Annotated in this window: 15 protein-coding genes; 6 read left to right on the top strand and 9 right to left on the bottom strand. The window is 53.4% G+C overall.

Annotated elements, in window-relative coordinates:
- Window positions 1-72 precede the first annotated feature (72 nt).
- Entirely contained in the window at window positions 73-720 is a 648-nt protein-coding gene (pdxH, locus tag ACK3CJ_RS17160) for a pyridoxamine 5'-phosphate oxidase (protein ID WP_409523435.1), read from the top strand.
- An 84-nt stretch (window positions 721-804) separates the two neighbouring features.
- Here pdxH and ACK3CJ_RS17155 read toward each other — a convergent pair whose 3' ends face one another.
- Both ACK3CJ_RS17155 and ACK3CJ_RS17150 read right to left on the bottom strand, forming a co-directional pair.
- Window positions 805-1,065 carry a hypothetical protein gene (locus ACK3CJ_RS17155; RefSeq protein ID WP_409523434.1) on the bottom strand — a complete coding sequence of 87 codons (261 nt, stop codon included), beginning with the start codon at window positions 1,063-1,065 and terminating at the stop codon, window positions 805-807.
- A gap of 489 nt (window positions 1,066-1,554) precedes the next feature.
- Window positions 1,555-1,755, bottom strand: coding sequence for a hypothetical protein (locus ACK3CJ_RS17150; RefSeq protein WP_409523433.1), 201 nt, complete (start codon window positions 1,753-1,755; stop codon window positions 1,555-1,557).
- A 198-nt stretch (window positions 1,756-1,953) separates the two neighbouring features.
- Here ACK3CJ_RS17150 and ACK3CJ_RS17145 point away from each other — a divergent pair, with 198 nt between their 5' ends.
- Entirely contained in the window at window positions 1,954-2,088 is a 135-nt protein-coding gene (locus ACK3CJ_RS17145) for a hypothetical protein (protein WP_409523432.1), read from the top strand.
- A gap of 154 nt (window positions 2,089-2,242) precedes the next feature.
- On the top strand, window positions 2,243-2,956 hold the full coding sequence (locus tag ACK3CJ_RS17140; protein ID WP_409523431.1) for an alanyl-tRNA editing protein: 714 nt from the start codon (window positions 2,243-2,245) through the stop codon (window positions 2,954-2,956).
- A 62-nt stretch (window positions 2,957-3,018) separates the two neighbouring features.
- Here ACK3CJ_RS17140 and ACK3CJ_RS17135 read toward each other — a convergent pair whose 3' ends face one another.
- The 3 genes from ACK3CJ_RS17135 to ACK3CJ_RS17125 all read right to left on the bottom strand — a co-directional run bounded on the left by ACK3CJ_RS17135 (window position 3,019) and on the right by ACK3CJ_RS17125 (window position 7,986).
- Window positions 3,019-5,856, bottom strand: coding sequence for a valine--tRNA ligase (locus tag ACK3CJ_RS17135; protein WP_409523430.1), 2,838 nt, complete (start codon window positions 5,854-5,856; stop codon window positions 3,019-3,021).
- 182 nt (window positions 5,857-6,038) lie between these two features.
- Window positions 6,039-6,506: a DNA polymerase III subunit chi gene (locus ACK3CJ_RS17130; protein ID WP_409523429.1), complete on the bottom strand. Its 468-nt coding sequence runs from the start codon at window positions 6,504-6,506 to the stop codon at window positions 6,039-6,041.
- Window positions 6,490-7,986, bottom strand: a complete 1,497-nt coding sequence (locus ACK3CJ_RS17125) for a leucyl aminopeptidase (protein ID WP_409523428.1) — start codon at window positions 7,984-7,986, stop codon at window positions 6,490-6,492. The genes ACK3CJ_RS17130 and ACK3CJ_RS17125 overlap by 17 nt, the downstream gene beginning before the upstream one ends.
- 129 nt (window positions 7,987-8,115) lie before the next feature.
- On the opposite strand from ACK3CJ_RS17125, the gene lptF reads away from it, so the two are divergent.
- Both lptF and lptG read left to right on the top strand, forming a co-directional pair.
- Window positions 8,116-9,231, top strand: a complete 1,116-nt coding sequence (gene lptF / locus ACK3CJ_RS17120; protein ID WP_409523427.1) for an LPS export ABC transporter permease LptF — start codon at window positions 8,116-8,118, stop codon at window positions 9,229-9,231.
- A complete protein-coding gene (gene lptG / locus ACK3CJ_RS17115) occupies window positions 9,228-10,289 on the top strand; it encodes an LPS export ABC transporter permease LptG (RefSeq protein WP_409523426.1) in 1,062 nt (353 codons plus the stop codon). Before lptF ends, lptG begins: the two co-directional genes overlap by 4 nt.
- A gap of 29 nt (window positions 10,290-10,318) precedes the next feature.
- Here lptG and ACK3CJ_RS17110 read toward each other — a convergent pair whose 3' ends face one another.
- The 4 genes from ACK3CJ_RS17110 to gloA all read right to left on the bottom strand — a co-directional run bounded on the left by ACK3CJ_RS17110 (window position 10,319) and on the right by gloA (window position 13,420).
- On the bottom strand, window positions 10,319-10,765 hold the full coding sequence (locus ACK3CJ_RS17110; protein ID WP_409523425.1) for an RDD family protein: 447 nt from the start codon (window positions 10,763-10,765) through the stop codon (window positions 10,319-10,321).
- A gap of 32 nt (window positions 10,766-10,797) precedes the next feature.
- Window positions 10,798-12,006 carry a YeeE/YedE family protein gene (locus tag ACK3CJ_RS17105; protein ID WP_409523424.1) on the bottom strand — a complete coding sequence of 403 codons (1,209 nt, stop codon included), beginning with the start codon at window positions 12,004-12,006 and terminating at the stop codon, window positions 10,798-10,800.
- A gap of 15 nt (window positions 12,007-12,021) precedes the next feature.
- Window positions 12,022-12,828: a tetratricopeptide repeat protein gene (locus tag ACK3CJ_RS17100; protein WP_409523423.1), complete on the bottom strand. Its 807-nt coding sequence runs from the start codon at window positions 12,826-12,828 to the stop codon at window positions 12,022-12,024.
- 199 nt (window positions 12,829-13,027) lie between these two features.
- The gene (gene gloA / locus ACK3CJ_RS17095; protein WP_409523422.1) at window positions 13,028-13,420 is read right to left on the bottom strand and encodes a lactoylglutathione lyase; all 393 of its coding nucleotides are present in this window, start codon (window positions 13,418-13,420) and stop codon (window positions 13,028-13,030) included.
- A 190-nt stretch (window positions 13,421-13,610) separates the two neighbouring features.
- On the opposite strand from gloA, the gene ACK3CJ_RS17090 reads away from it, so the two are divergent.
- On the top strand, window positions 13,611-13,940 hold the full coding sequence (locus ACK3CJ_RS17090; RefSeq protein WP_409523421.1) for a phasin family protein: 330 nt from the start codon (window positions 13,611-13,613) through the stop codon (window positions 13,938-13,940).
- Window positions 13,941-13,942: the final 2 nt, after the last annotated feature.

Below are 13,942 nucleotides of genomic sequence, written 5' to 3'. Positions count from 1 at the left end.
TATTGATCTGAGGCACTGCAGAAAAAGTAAATTCGTTTATAGTATGACCGACTTGAAATCGGAGATCTAGGAATGAAAGACCAGGATATCAGTACTCTGAGGCGAGAGTATGTCGCCGAGGGCTTACACCGCAGAGATCTGCTGGCAGATCCGACGGCTCAGTTCGCTCAATGGCTTGAGGCTGCTCGCCTTGCTCACCCGGATGATGCGACCTCCATGGCGCTGGCCACGGCCGACAGTGAGGGGATGCCAGCTGTGCGTATCGTGTTGCTTAAGCGTTTTGATGCGCAGGGGTTTGCTTGGTTCACCAACTATGAAAGTGAAAAAGGGCAGCATCTGCTGAGCAATCCACAAGCAGAGCTTCTTTTCTACTGGAAGGGGTTGGAGCGGCAGGTAAGGGTGCGTGGTAGTGTTTCACGCTTGAATCATGATGAGGCTCAAGCCTACTTCAGTGAGCGGCCACTGGGCAGTCAACTGAGTGCTGCTGTGTCCAGTCAGAGCGCTCCGGTTGCCTCCCGCGAGGTGCTGGAAGACGCAGTGAAGCGTTTGCAGGAGCAGGTGGGTGATGCTGCTGTGACCTGCCCGGCGTCCTGGGGCGGTTACTTGTTACACCCTCAGCGTTTCGAGTTCTGGCAAGGGCGTGAAAATCGTCTGCATGATCGCTTTGTCTATGCCCTGGATCAGCAGGGTAACTGGGTGTTGACTCGTCTACAGCCTTGATTGAGGCGCAGCCACTCTTGTCATGACATCTCGGTATTCCTGGCACTCGCAACGGGTGTCAGGTAATTTCTCACACTATTTTTTTCACGCTACTTTTTCACGCCACTTCAGTTCACCAATCTGAACATTCAGCCAGTCAAACCCCACTCTGCGTGCAACTGCCGCGGCGCCATCCAGGCTTTTGAACTCTCGTTCAGTCTGTGAGCGTTGCAGGTTCAGCGTTACCTCCTCCTGATTACGTGTGATGAATTTCAAGGTCCATCCACGTGACATGGCGATAGGTATTGCCTGACAGGATTCAAATACGCCTGCTTTAAAAAGAAGCCTGATCTCTTTTTCCTGCATAATCACTTTCCTTTTTAGACTATTCAAATAGATATAATGATAATTATATATCTAGTATTGACTATTCTCAACATTATTATGAATTATTATTGTCGGTAACCAGTTGAAAATAATAGGTTTTTTAAAATAAATCGTGGTGGTTTCAGAGTGATCAGGTGAAAGATATAAGTTATTGAAAAATATATAAATTATTGAATGTGTTGGTTAGATTATTTTGCTGCAGGGGGAAGAATTTTTATAATCTTAAAGAGTCGCAATCAATTTTTGATGTTGTGTATTTTGAAATTAATAAATCAGATATTTGATTGCAGCAGTGCTCTTGTTATCAGAGGCACTCATATTATTAGCGGCATTTTGGCTTTCAGGCAGGAGGTGTAGATAGCGCGATGTAGAGGGTAGTGATGAAAATTGGGGGTTGAGGATAAGGGTTGAGGGAAGAACGTTGGGCCGAACCTGGTTATTGTCCCGGGTTCGGCATCTTCACAGGGATTACTGACCCTGTTTAGTGTGCAGGCGAAGCTGGAGAGCTTCCTCTATGGCATCGAGCTTGGCTTTCATCAGCGCGATAGACATATCGCTTTCGCCGTTATCCGGTGAGAACTTGATCATGTCCAGCACCTCAACCATAAAGGTTTCTTCATTCATTTTCAGCACCTGGGCTGCATTCCAGGATTTCACACGTTTAGGCATCGTCTGCTCCTCGCTTAGCGGATATCTGATTTCAGTTTAGTTCGATATATCAGATTTATCTGCTTTCTATTGACGTGGAAAATCTGTATCTGCTCTTAAATCCGGGAACAGGACAGTTCATTGAGCTGCGTCAATATAGGCAAGCTGGGGAGGCGGTATGCTTGTACAAAGTTTGAACAGAAACGTGTGAGGTGACTTATGTTCGGTATTGATGTACATAGCATGGAAGTACTGATTCCCAGCCTGATCGGCATCATCGGAATTACTGCAGTGATGATCTGGGCCGGTATAAAGGTGCGTCAGTTGATGAATGAGAACGGCAACAAGAAATAATCCCGAGCGACTGTTTGTATGCAGGAATTGTTATGGCGACATTTTAATTCTTGCAGGCCTCCACTCGACAGTTACACTGCAATAGATTGTATTTTCAACACCGTTGCCCGATAGCCTGTTGCTGTCGGGCGCAGTTTGAGGTCGGACTATTGCAATGAATATGTATCAGTTTTATCAGGATGCCTATCAGACCGTGCTGGACACCTCAGTGGTTTCACTGACTGAGCAGCGTCTGATCCTGGCTGACACGATTTTCTATCCCCATGGTGGCGGTCAGCCGGGTGACACGGGGGCATTACTGGTTGACGGGCGCCGTATCGATATACTGGATACCCGATACAATCAGGATCGCAGCCAGATCGAACATCACCTCGCAGAACCTCTGACGCTTGAGCCTGGTACCCAGGTCAGCTTGCAACTTGACTGGGATAGACGCTATCGGCTGATGCGAATGCACACCTGTCTGCATCTGCTTTGTCACCTGATCAAGGATCCGGTCACCGGTGGTAATGTTGGCGAGCAGCAGAGCCGGGCGGAGTTTGATCTGACCGAACCACTGGATAAGCGTGTACTGGAGCAGCAGCTCAACGACCTGATAGCGCAAGGTGCTGAGGTCTCAACTGAATGGCTGCCCGAGTCAGTGCTGGATGAACAGCCGGATCTGGTCAGAACCATGAGTGTGCAGCCGCCACGAGGGCAGGGATCGATTCGTATGGTGAGGATCGCCAGGAATGACTATCTCTTGGATTACCAGCCGTGTGGTGGCACACATCTGCGCAATATTGCTGAGGTGGGGCAGGTGAGAGTCCCCAGCATCAAGAGCAAGGGTAAGCAGAACAAGCGGATCAATATTGAACTGGTTGACTGAATCCTGGTTGACAGAAACAGAGCGCCCGACAGCACTTGTGCGGGCACTCTATCAGTCACTGACTAAATGGCGCTGATACTCGTCTGTTGATCCTGCAGACGGGTAAAGGCTTCGCGCATATCACTGAGTTTGCTGCGCTCCTTCTCCACGACATCGGCAGGGGCTTTGCTGACAAATCCGGCATTGCTCAGCTTGCCATCCAGTCGAGCGATCTCCTTCTGCAGCTTGTCCAGCTCTTTGGCCAGACGGGCCAGCTCTGCATCCTTGTCGATCAACCCTGCCATGGGTACCAGAATCTCCATGCTGCCGACCAGACCGGTGGCTGACATGGGTGCTTCTTCGCCTTCGGCGAGTATGGTGATCTGATCCAGTTTTGCCAGCTTGACCAGCGAAGTGCGATTGGCTTCCAGGCGACTCAGATCTTCGGCAGAGGCGTTGCGCAGCAGAATATTGATCGCCTTGCCGGGGCCGATATTCATCTCGCCACGGATATTACGAATCGCCAGCATCACTGCCTTCAACCACTCGATATCAGCAGTTGCCTGCGGATCAAGCTTGTGCTCCTCTGCCAGTGGGTAAGGCTGCAGCATGATGGTATCACCCTGCTTGCCAGCCAGCGGTGCAACACGTTGCCAGATTGCTTCGGTGATATAAGGCATCATCGGGTGTGCCAGGCGAAGTATCGCCTCCAGTACGCGCACCAGTGTGCGGCGAGTACCGCGCAGTCGTGCAGCTGGTGCCTGCTCATCCCAGAGTACCGGTTTTGAGAGCTCCAGATACCAGTCGCAGTATTCGTTCCAGACAAACTCATACAGCGCGCTCGACAGCAGATCGAAACGATATTCCTCGAAGTGGCGCGCAATCTGCTGCTCGGTTTCCTGCAGACGGGAGATGATCCAACGATCTGCCAGTGTCAGTTCGACGTCACCACCCTCAGCACCGCAGTCATGCTCTTCAGTGTTCATCAACACATAGCGGGCGGCATTCCACAGCTTGTTGCAGAAGTTGCGATAACCCTCCATACGGTTCATATCGAACTTGATATCACGTCCGGTGGTAGCCAGCGACAGGAAGGTGAAGCGCAACGCATCGGTACCATAGGCATCAATCCCCTCGGGGAAGTGCTTGCGCGTCTGCTGTTCGATCTTCTTCGCCAACTGAGGCTGCATCATGTTGCCGGTACGCTTGTCGACCAGTTCTTCGAGCTTGATACCATCGATCAGATCCAGTGGATCAAGGACATTACCTTTGGATTTGGACATCTTCTGTCCATCCTGATCGCGCACCAGTCCATGCACATACACGGTCTTGAAGGGCACCTCGTCGGTGAACTTCAGCGTGAACATGATCATTCTGGCGACCCAGAAGAAAATGATATCAAACCCTGTCACCAACACACTGCTGGGGTGGAAGGTTTTCAGATCTTCGGTCTGCTCGGGCCAGCCCAGCGTGCCGAAAGTCCATAGCGCAGAGGAGAACCAGGTATCCAGAACGTCGTCGTCCTGCTTCAGTGGCAGGTCGTGGCCAAGCTGATATTTCTCACGCGCTTCGAGTTCGGTACGGGCAACGTAGATATTACCGACATCATCATACCAGGCCGGAATGCGGTGGCCCCACCAGAGCTGGCGCGAGATGCACCAATCCTGCAGGTCACGCATCCAGGAGAAGTACATGTTTTCGTACTGCTTGGGCACAAACTGAATGTCGCCGTTTTCAACCGCGGCAATGGCCGGTTTGGCCAGATCAGCGACTGCAACAAACCACTGATCGGTCAGCAGGGGTTCAATCACCACGCCGGAGCGATCGCCATAGGGGACTTTCAGAGCATGGTCATCAATTTTCTCAAGCAGTCCGGCTGCTTCAAACTCGCTGATAATCAGTTTGCGCGCATCGAAACGATCCAGGTTGTGATACTGCTCCGGCAGGCGATCATCCAGTTCGCCGTTGATGCTGCCATCACTGTTGTAGATCTCGCAGCGAGTCAGAATGGCGGCATCGTGATCCAGAATGTTGATCAGAGGCAGATGATGGCGTTTGCCAACGGCATAGTCATTGAAGTCATGTGCCGGGGTGATCTTGACGCAGCCACTGCCGAAATCAGCCTCGACATAGTCGTCGGCAATGATCGGAATGCGGCGGTCGACCAGCGGCAGGGTGATGAATTTGCCGACCAGAGAGGTGTAGCGCGGATCTTTCGGATTCACAGCCACGGCGCTGTCGCCGAGGATGGTTTCGGGGCGCGTGGTGGCGACCACGATATAGTCTTTGCCATCAGCGGTAGTGGCGCCATCGGCCAGCGGGTAGCGGAAGTGCCAGAGGTTGCCGCTCAGGTCCCTGTTCTCGACCTCGAGATCGGAGATCGCCGTGTGCAGTTTCGGGTCCCAGTTGACCAGACGCTTGCCGCGGTAGATCAGATTGTCGTCATACAGGCGGATGAACACCTCCTGCACCGCCTTGTAAAAGCCCTCGTCCATCGTGAAGCGCTCGCGGCTCCAGTCGATCGACGTGCCCATGCGGCGCAACTGACGCGTGATGGAGCCACCGGACTCCTCTTTCCATTCCCAGACCTTCTCGATGAAGGCGTCACGGCCCAGATCGTGGCGTGACTTGCCCTCTTCATTGGCGATCTTGCGTTCGACCAGCATCTGTGTGGCGATACCGGCATGATCCATGCCTGACTGCCACAGGGTATTTTTACCCAGCATGCGCTGATGACGGATCAGGCTGTCCATGATGGTGTCCTGGAAAGCATGCCCCATGTGCAGACTGCCGGTGACATTGGGCGGGGGGATCATGATGCTGTAGGGATCACCCTTTCCTGATGGGGCAAAATAGTTGCTCTGCTCCCATTTTTCATACCAGAAGCTTTCGATTTCGTGGGGCTGATAAGTCTTGTCCATGCTGATCTCGGTCTAAATGAAACGGGGCCTGTTTTCAGGGCACTGAGTGACGTGGTTGCAGCGCGATACGTCGGGTCTGCCTGAACGCTGAAGCCGGCCATTATAGCCTTTTGCGCAGGCTGATTGTAGTTTGCAGAGCTGTTTTTGCCAGGTCATCACTTGTGATGAATATAAGCAGCTGTTCAGCGTGAAGCAGGTGTTTTCTGCGTCTGCATCTCATAACCGGCAAATTTGCAGCGCTGAAAATTGCTGCGGGTTGCTGCCAGTATCTCTTCCTGCTGAATCACTATCTCGACAACGCGCTCAAACGCGAGAGCACCATCGGGTAACGCGCCAGCCAGATTCAGAAAAACCTGACGATGGCTTGGCAGTTGATCGCCATGACCTATCTCGATAGGGGCTGCTGGCATCTGGCCCAGCAGTTGATGCGGTACAAAGCTGTCCGGCTTGAAGGACCAGAGCAACTGGTCCAGCCGTTTGGCACTGCTTTCGCTGTGCGTCAGGATAAATACCGACAGCTGCTGCGCCAGAATCTTTTCACACAGCCGACAGGCGAAGCGCATACGGCTGTCTTCGTCACTGTCGCTGAGGATGTAGTAGCTTGCCTTGGGCATGATAGGGACGCGTATCGGTTTATTCTGCGGCTTCAACCAGATTAACCAGATACTGGCTCAACAGCGGTACGCAACGACCTGTGGCACCTTTCTCTTTGCCATTGCTGTTCCATGCAACACCGGCAATATCGAGATGCGCCCAGCGATACTCCTTGGTGAAGCGGGACAGGAAGCAACCAGCGGTGATGGTACCGGCAGAGCGTCCACCGATATTGGCGATATCCGCGAAGTTGCTGTCCAGCAGTTCCTGATAGTCATCCCACAGTGGTAGTGGCCATGCGCGATCGGAGGCATAGTCGCCCGCCTGCAGCAGACTGTCGGCCAGCTCTTCGTTGTTGGACATAAGCCCAGTGGCGTGATGTCCCAGTGCGATGATGCAGGCACCGGTCAGCGTAGCAACATCCACAACGCTGGCAGGATTGAAACGCTTGGCGTAGGTCAGGGCATCACAGAGTACCAGGCGGCCTTCAGCATCAGTGTTGAGTATCTCAACGGTCTGGCCAGACAGGGTAGTGACGACATCACCCGGCTTGCTGGCACGATCACTCGGCATGTTTTCAGCTGCAGCCACGATCACGACGACATTGATCGGCAGTTGCATCTCGGCGATCGCTTCTGCGGTACCGATAACACTGGCCGCACCACACATGTCGAACTTCATTTCGTCCATATTGGCACCTGGCTTCAGGCTGATGCCGCCAGTGTCAAAGGTGATCCCTTTACCGATCAGTACATGTGGATCGCTACCGCTGTCATCACCGCTATACTTGATCACGATCAGACGTGAGGGCTGTGCACTGCCCTTGCCGACTGACAGCAGGCTGTTCATACCCAGTTCGCCCATCGCCTCTTCATCAAGAATTTCTACCTCGATGGAGTCAAACTCTTCAGCCAGCGCGATGGCGCGCTCAGCCAGGTAGCTTGGGGTACAGATATTGCCTGGCAGATTGCCGAGTTCGCGCGCCGTGTTGATGCCATTGGCAATGGCAACACCATCAAGCAGGGCACTTTCACCCAGTTCAGTATCGTCATCCGAGAGCAGGATTGAGATCTGCTCCAGCTTGATCGCTTCTGCCTTCTTGCTCTTGGTGGTGTCGTACTGATAAAAATCTGTGGATACCCACTCGACCAGCAGACGGGTCTGGCGATAGACATCATCGCTTGCACTGGCCAGTCCATCGAGAGCAAATACAACCTGGGTGATACCGCTCTTTAACAAGGTTGCATCTACGGCCTTGATCAGTTTACGGTAGTGGCGATCTTTGCGCTCTTCGGATGAGCCGACGCCAACGATCATGACACGCTTGGCAGCAACGCCGGGCAGTTTGTGCAGCAGCACTTGCTCTCCGGTCTTGCCGGTGATATCACCTGTTTCGATCAGGTCGCTGATATAGCCTTTGCTGGCTTTATCCAGAGCAGCAGCTGCAGGTGAGAGGCTGGCGTTTGCTTCCACTGCTACAATCAGACAACCTGTTTCAATCTTTGCAGCCTTCCCGTTAACGATCTCGAAATTCATGATGACTCCATACAAGACATTGCAAACTGATTAAGTAATAATGCGGCCCAGATTACTTTTGGGCCATGTTGGGTGCCACTATAAACTATTTACCCATCATCTAACCATGTTCAGAACCAGGATTGTTGCTTGATCATATTTCGCTATCTGACCAGAGAGGTGTTGCAGAGCACCTTCGCCGTGACAGCGGTATTGATGCTGATTATCACCAGTGCCCGCTTGATAAAATATCTGGCCGATGCCGCTGCCGGTAAGCTGGATGCCGGTGCTGTCTTGCTTGTATTGATGTATCGTCTGCCGGGATTTCTGGAGCTGTTGCTGCCGCTTGGGTTGTTTCTCGGTATTCTACTGGCGTATGGGCGCCTCTATCTCGACAGTGAAATGGTGGTCTTCAGTGCCACGGGTTTCAGTCCCAACCGGCTGCTGCTCTATACGCTGGGGCCAGCCTGTCTGGTAGCGGCGATTGTGGCCGGTTTATCTCTTTATGTCTCGCCAACAGGGTTGGCAAAAGCTGAGCAGGTTTTTGTGCAGCAGGAAGGTCGCAGTGAACTCGATCTGGTGACACCAGGGCGATTCCTGTCGCAGTCAGGGCAGGGACAGGTCACCTATGCTGAAGCACTGGAAGAGGGGCAACTCAGGCAGGTGTTCATCACTCAGCGTGGCAACAGTGGCAAGCCGGTCGTGCTGGTGGCTGAGCGGGCCGAGCGGCGTATCATGCCGGAAAATAATAAACGCTTTCTGGTATTGCTTGAAGGTAGCCGGTTCGATGGTCAGCCGGGTCAGGCTGACTTCAGACACACGCAGTTTTCGGAGTATGGCGTGCAGTTGCCCGAGCCTGAGTTGACCTCCGAGATCCGGGATCTTGATGCACAGCCAACCGCATTTCTGTTGAACAGTGATGATCAGCGTGAACGCGCTACATTGCACTGGCGCCTGTCTTTACCGGTGCTGGCGTTGGTGGTGGCAATGATGGCGGTTCCCTTGAGTCATACCAACCCAAGGCAGGGTCGCTTTGCCAAGCTGATTCCGTCCATTCTGGTATATCTGTTGTACCTTGGGCTTCTGACAACCGTTCGCTCCTCCATGGAGAAGGGGCAGCTACCGATGGCTGCTTTGTGGCTCACGCATCTGCTGTTTATTGTGCTGGCTGCGAACCTGATGTATGCCGGACGTTTCTGGTCGAAAGTGTTTGGCCACCTGGTACCTCATGGATTGCTGAGCAGAATCGGGAGCGGGAAAGCATGAATATTCTTGAGCGCTACATCGCCAGTCATGTTGCCTCCGCCATTGCGATCGTTTTGCTGATCATTCTCGGGCTGGACTGCCTCATGGCATTGATTGATCAGTTGGATCGCCTCAATGATCACTACACCTTTGTGGGTGCACTGCACTATGTTGCGCTGACGGCACCGCGCAGACTCTATGAGTTTATTCCACTGGGTGGGCTTGTCGGAGCGATGATCGGGCTGGGTATGCTCGCCTCTCACAGTGAGCTGACCGTCATGCGGGCGGCGGGCTTTTCCACCCAGCGTATTCTGCTGGCAGTATTCAAACCCGTGCTGCTGCTGGCGGTGATGGGTATGGTGATCGGCCAGTTCGTAGCCCCTCTGACTGAACGCAAGGCTCAAAGCGCCAGAGCGGTGGCGCTCTCCGGAGATGGTACCTTCTTTGTCCGTGGCGGCGTGTGGCACAAGGAGGGAACAGAATACATCCATATCAATGCGGTTGAGTCGGGTGATGTGATCCATGGCGTGACACGTTATCAGTTTGATGATCAGATGCAGCTGATACGCAGCAGCCATGCGCGTATCGGGCGCTATGCAGGCGATGTCTGGCTGCTTGAGCAGGTCCAGGAGACGCGCCTGCTGGGTACACACACGGAAACTGCGCTGTTGGCTGAAGAACGCTGGAACAGTGGTTTGACACCCGATCTGCTGGCAGTGGTGGTGCTGGAGCCTGAAGACTTGTCCATCAGCGGGCTCTGGTCCTACACCGAGTATCTGGAAGCTCAGGGAATAAAAGCGGATACCTATCTGCTGGCGTTCTGGGGCAAGCTGCTGCAGCCCCTGTCCATCGGCGCGCTGGTGCTGATAGGTATCTCATTTATCTTCGGACCGCTGCGCTCGGTACCGATCGGGCAGCGGGTGATCAGTGGGGTAGTGCTGGGTCTGGTGTTCAAGTTTGCTCAGGATCTGTTGGGGCCGGCGAGTACCGTTTTTGGCTTTCCCCCTTTTCTGGCTATTCTGATACCCATTCTGATCTGCGGTGGCGCTGGTTGGTTGATGTTACGTCGTGCTGGTTAATGCCTGTCTGACGACAGGCTACTGATCACTTATTTGCGCTCCCGTTTGGGTAGTAGGACCACGCAGGTATCGCTTAGACGATCGTGCCAGGTCAGTCGTTCATCACCGAACAACATCCAGAAATAACCCAGTCCAAATACCAGTAGTGATGGGATAGCCAGCATGTAGCGCAGCAGCGCCTGCCACCAGCTCAAACGTCGACCATCCATTGTCTGCACACGAAGACGCCAGGCCTGCATACCCAATGTCTGGCCGTTCCGGGTCCAGAAAAAGCCAAAAAACAGAAAGGTAGTAGAAAACAGGGTGGCCTTCATGATCGGGCCCTCAACAGCCTGGCCGTCATTGATGGCGACGGCGATAAAGCCGATCAGCATCCATATGGAGATGATCAGCAACAGGTCATAGAACATGGCCAGCAGGCGTCTGACCAGTCCTGCTGGTGAAGTGCGGATCTCATCGTTGTATGGGCGTGACATGTATCTGTTCCATTATTGGTGTGAGGCGTAAATCAGCTGCGTGGAAGGCTGAACAGGGGGCGAAGGCGCGTGCCTACCAATCCACCGAAGAAAGCTGCCAGCATCCATAGCCAGCCATGCAGGCTACCGGAGGCTATGCCGCTGAAGAAGGCGCCTATATTGCAGCCAAAGGCGATAGTGGCACCATAGCCAAGCAGGAGTCCTCCCACCACGGCTGCCACCCACTGCATGGGTGGCAGGCGCCAGGTGATTGAGAAGTGGCCGGATAGTGCTGCGGCCAGAAAGGCGCCGATGAAAATACCGATATTCATGACGCTGGCTGAATCAAATGCGAGAGGCGCCATCAGTGCGGCATCACGCCCGGTCATGACCCAGTAATCCCAGAATTCGAAATCGATACCCAGTCCGAGCAGTTCCGACATCTTGGCGCCCCACAGAGGGTAAGCCAGCGAGACCGCCCAGGGGCGACCGGTCAGAGCCAATGTAGCAAAGTTCAGCAGAGCCAGAACAACCGCACCCCAGATGAAGGGCCAGGGGCCGGACAGCAGGCGGATTTTAAGCGGCAGACCCTTACCTGCAGCGTCGACTTCGATCTGGCCGTGTCTGCGCTTTTCCAGCCAGATAGTCAGGAGGGCGATGCCGGCAAATAAAAGCAGGTTCAGTACTATGGCCAGCAGGACGCCGAATTGATCTATGCTGGAAAAGGGCGGCAACTGTGGCTGTGCCATCCACCAGTCGTAATCGTGTGTGGCCCAGAGGGCGCCGGCCATAAACCCGAGAATGCTGGGGATGGCTCTGATCTGCCCACCACCGGCGTGATAGAGATTACCGGAGGCGCAGCCATTGGCAATCTGCATACCGATGCCAAACAGAAAGGCGCCGACAACCACCGAGGTGCCCAAGGGTCTGATAAATCCGTTGACACTCTGGCCAAACAGCTCACCAGCGCCCAGTACCGGAAAAAACAGGCAGACGGCTACCGCCAGCATCAGCATCTGAGCACGGAGCCCTTTGCCCCGACGCTGTACGATCAGGGTACGCCAGGCGGTGGAAAAGCCAAAAGCTGCGTGATAGAGCGTCAGTCCCAGAGCAATTCCGAGCAGCATGATCACGCCCTGACGCGGGCCTGCCACCAGAGCATGATAGACAACGGCCAGCAACGACAGGGCAGCAGCCACCACTAATACCAGGCGCTGTTGGGGGCGGAAGAGTGGTGCCTGAATGATATTGCTCTGAGCCATGGTAGAAATTATCTGTTAACGATAAGGGGCAACATAGCGTTCTCTGTAGCGTTCTGCCAGTTTCTCTGCTGCTTCAGTTTGCTCGGCATCAAGCTTCATCAGCAAACGCTGAGCGATCGGCTGGGCGGTCTGGTTTCCTAAAGCGGCAGCATTCTGCATCCAGGCATAGGCGATGATATCCGGCTCATGCTCGTTATTACCGCCGTGATCGGTGGCATAGAGTGTGCCGAGGAAAAACAGGGAATCGGTATAGCCGCGCTCAGCCGCACGCAAGTACCAGGCTTCCGCTTCGGCAAAGTCCTGCTCGGTACCGGTACCAAAATTATAGCTGCGCCCCAGGTTGTGCCAGGCAGACACAATCATCTGCTCAGCGGCACGTTGATACCACTGAAAAGCCAGCTCCGCATTGCGCTCGACACCGTTACCGAACTCATACATCACACCAACCTGATTCTGTGCGTCGCCATCGCCTGCCTCGGCAAGTGGAAGCAGCCGGTTGAATTCGATCGCATAGGTCTTGTTACGCATGGCCCGCAGGCTCGTGACACTGGGTAAGTGCCCCTGGCGTGCACCCACGTCATACAGGCGCATCGCTTCGCGTTCGTCGGCCTCAACGCCCCAGCCATTTTCATACAGGGTTCCCAGCAGATGGGTTGCATCGAGATCGCCATCGCGCACCAGCGGCTGAAGCTGAGTAACGGCGGTGGTGTAGTCCTGGGACTGGATCGATTGCTGAATCTGATTCAGCGTGTTGGCACTGGCATACGCTACGGACACGGAAAGCGTCAGTCCAAACAGGGCCATGCGAACGGAGTTCTTCATTAAATTCATGCCTTTGTCAGTCTGTGAGCAAAAAAATCAACTACAGGAACGGCATGCATTCGTGATCAAGATCTGTTGCTGTTATTGTCGAATGCTTAGCTTCTGTATTCAGCTTTTGTACTTAATTTTGTACTTAAGGTGCGCAATTTTACAACAAAACAGAGTGGCTCTGCACCGTAGTTTCAGTTAGACATCCGGGTTAGTCTTTACGTTTCGGTGTCAGCAGTTCAATCATATAGCCATCAGGATCGCGGACAAAAGCCAGTACACTGCTGCCATGCTTCATGGGTCCTGCTTCTCGCACCACCTCGCCACCGCGAGCTTTGATCTCATCACAGGCGGCATAGACGTCGTCCACCTCAATTGCGATATGGCCATAGCCCTTGCCCAGATCATACTGATCGGTGTCCCAGTTATGCGTCAGTTCCAGCACGGTATTACTGGCTTCATCACCGTAACCAACGAATGCCAGGGTAAAGCGTCCGTCCGCATAATCGTTCTTGCGTAACAGGGTCATGCCCAGCACTTCGGTATAGAACTTCAGTGACTTATCAAGGTCTCCTACTCGTAGCATGGTATGTAGTAAACGCATGATGACTCCTTATGTTTGAATGTTTAAGATTCTACAGGGGTACTATAGTAAGGGCTGCTATAGTAAAGGTACTTGCCATGAAGTGGCTACAATGGATTATCATGAATATAAGAATATTATAATATCAGAGGCTGGTATGAGAGTTCCTCAGCCCTGCATCTGACCAGAGAAAAACAACGAGGAGATAATCATGTTTCAGGATATGACCAAACACATCACAGACTCCATGGAACCCTTCAAGGATCTCGTTAACATCCAGACCAAGATGCTGGAGGATCTGACACGTCAGCAGATGGAGTGCACCAAAGCGTGCATCGAAGCAACAATGCTTCAGACCAAGGAGTTGCAGAACTGCAAGACTCCTGCCGATCTGATGGCGCTGCAGCAGACCTACGCCAAGGGGCTGGAAGAAACTTTGCGCTCTGCCAACGAGCATAACCTGCAGGCGGTCAACGATGCTCGCGAGGCAATCGAAAAGCTGACCAAAGGCGCGATGGAATCCATTACCGGCAAAAAGTGATA

The organism is Nitrincola salilacus (genome assembly GCF_046271865.1).
Taxonomy (GTDB): Bacteria; Pseudomonadota; Gammaproteobacteria; order Pseudomonadales; family Balneatricaceae; genus Nitrincola; species Nitrincola salilacus.
The sequence above is the reverse complement of the archived record's forward strand: the minus strand, read 5'-3'. Positions and strand labels throughout refer to the sequence as shown.

Excerpts from the sequence above, each read along its gene's own strand:
- ACK3CJ_RS17100 (WP_409523423.1), bottom strand. The coding sequence starts at position 12,828 with ATGAAGAACTCCGTTCGCATGGCCCTGTTTGGACTGACGCTTTCCGTG.
- ACK3CJ_RS17110 (WP_409523425.1), bottom strand. The coding sequence starts at position 10,765 with ATGTCACGCCCATACAACGATGAGATCCGCACTTCACCAGCAGGACTG.
- ACK3CJ_RS17150 (WP_409523433.1), bottom strand. The coding sequence starts at position 1,755 with ATGCCTAAACGTGTGAAATCCTGGAATGCAGCCCAGGTGCTGAAAATG.
- ACK3CJ_RS17090 (WP_409523421.1), top strand. The coding sequence starts at position 13,611 with ATGTTTCAGGATATGACCAAACACATCACAGACTCCATGGAACCCTTC.
- ACK3CJ_RS17125 (WP_409523428.1), bottom strand. The coding sequence starts at position 7,986 with ATGAATTTCGAGATCGTTAACGGGAAGGCTGCAAAGATTGAAACAGGT.
- gloA (WP_409523422.1), bottom strand. The coding sequence starts at position 13,420 with ATGCGTTTACTACATACCATGCTACGAGTAGGAGACCTTGATAAGTCA.
- ACK3CJ_RS17140 (WP_409523431.1), top strand. The coding sequence starts at position 2,243 with ATGAATATGTATCAGTTTTATCAGGATGCCTATCAGACCGTGCTGGAC.
- ACK3CJ_RS17135 (WP_409523430.1), bottom strand. The coding sequence starts at position 5,856 with ATGGACAAGACTTATCAGCCCCACGAAATCGAAAGCTTCTGGTATGAA.
- lptG (WP_409523426.1), top strand. The coding sequence starts at position 9,228 with ATGAATATTCTTGAGCGCTACATCGCCAGTCATGTTGCCTCCGCCATT.
- ACK3CJ_RS17105 (WP_409523424.1), bottom strand. The coding sequence starts at position 12,006 with ATGGCTCAGAGCAATATCATTCAGGCACCACTCTTCCGCCCCCAACAG.
- pdxH (WP_409523435.1), top strand. The coding sequence starts at position 73 with ATGAAAGACCAGGATATCAGTACTCTGAGGCGAGAGTATGTCGCCGAG.
- ACK3CJ_RS17145 (WP_409523432.1), top strand. The coding sequence starts at position 1,954 with ATGTTCGGTATTGATGTACATAGCATGGAAGTACTGATTCCCAGCCTG.
- ACK3CJ_RS17155 (WP_409523434.1), bottom strand. The coding sequence starts at position 1,065 with ATGCAGGAAAAAGAGATCAGGCTTCTTTTTAAAGCAGGCGTATTTGAA.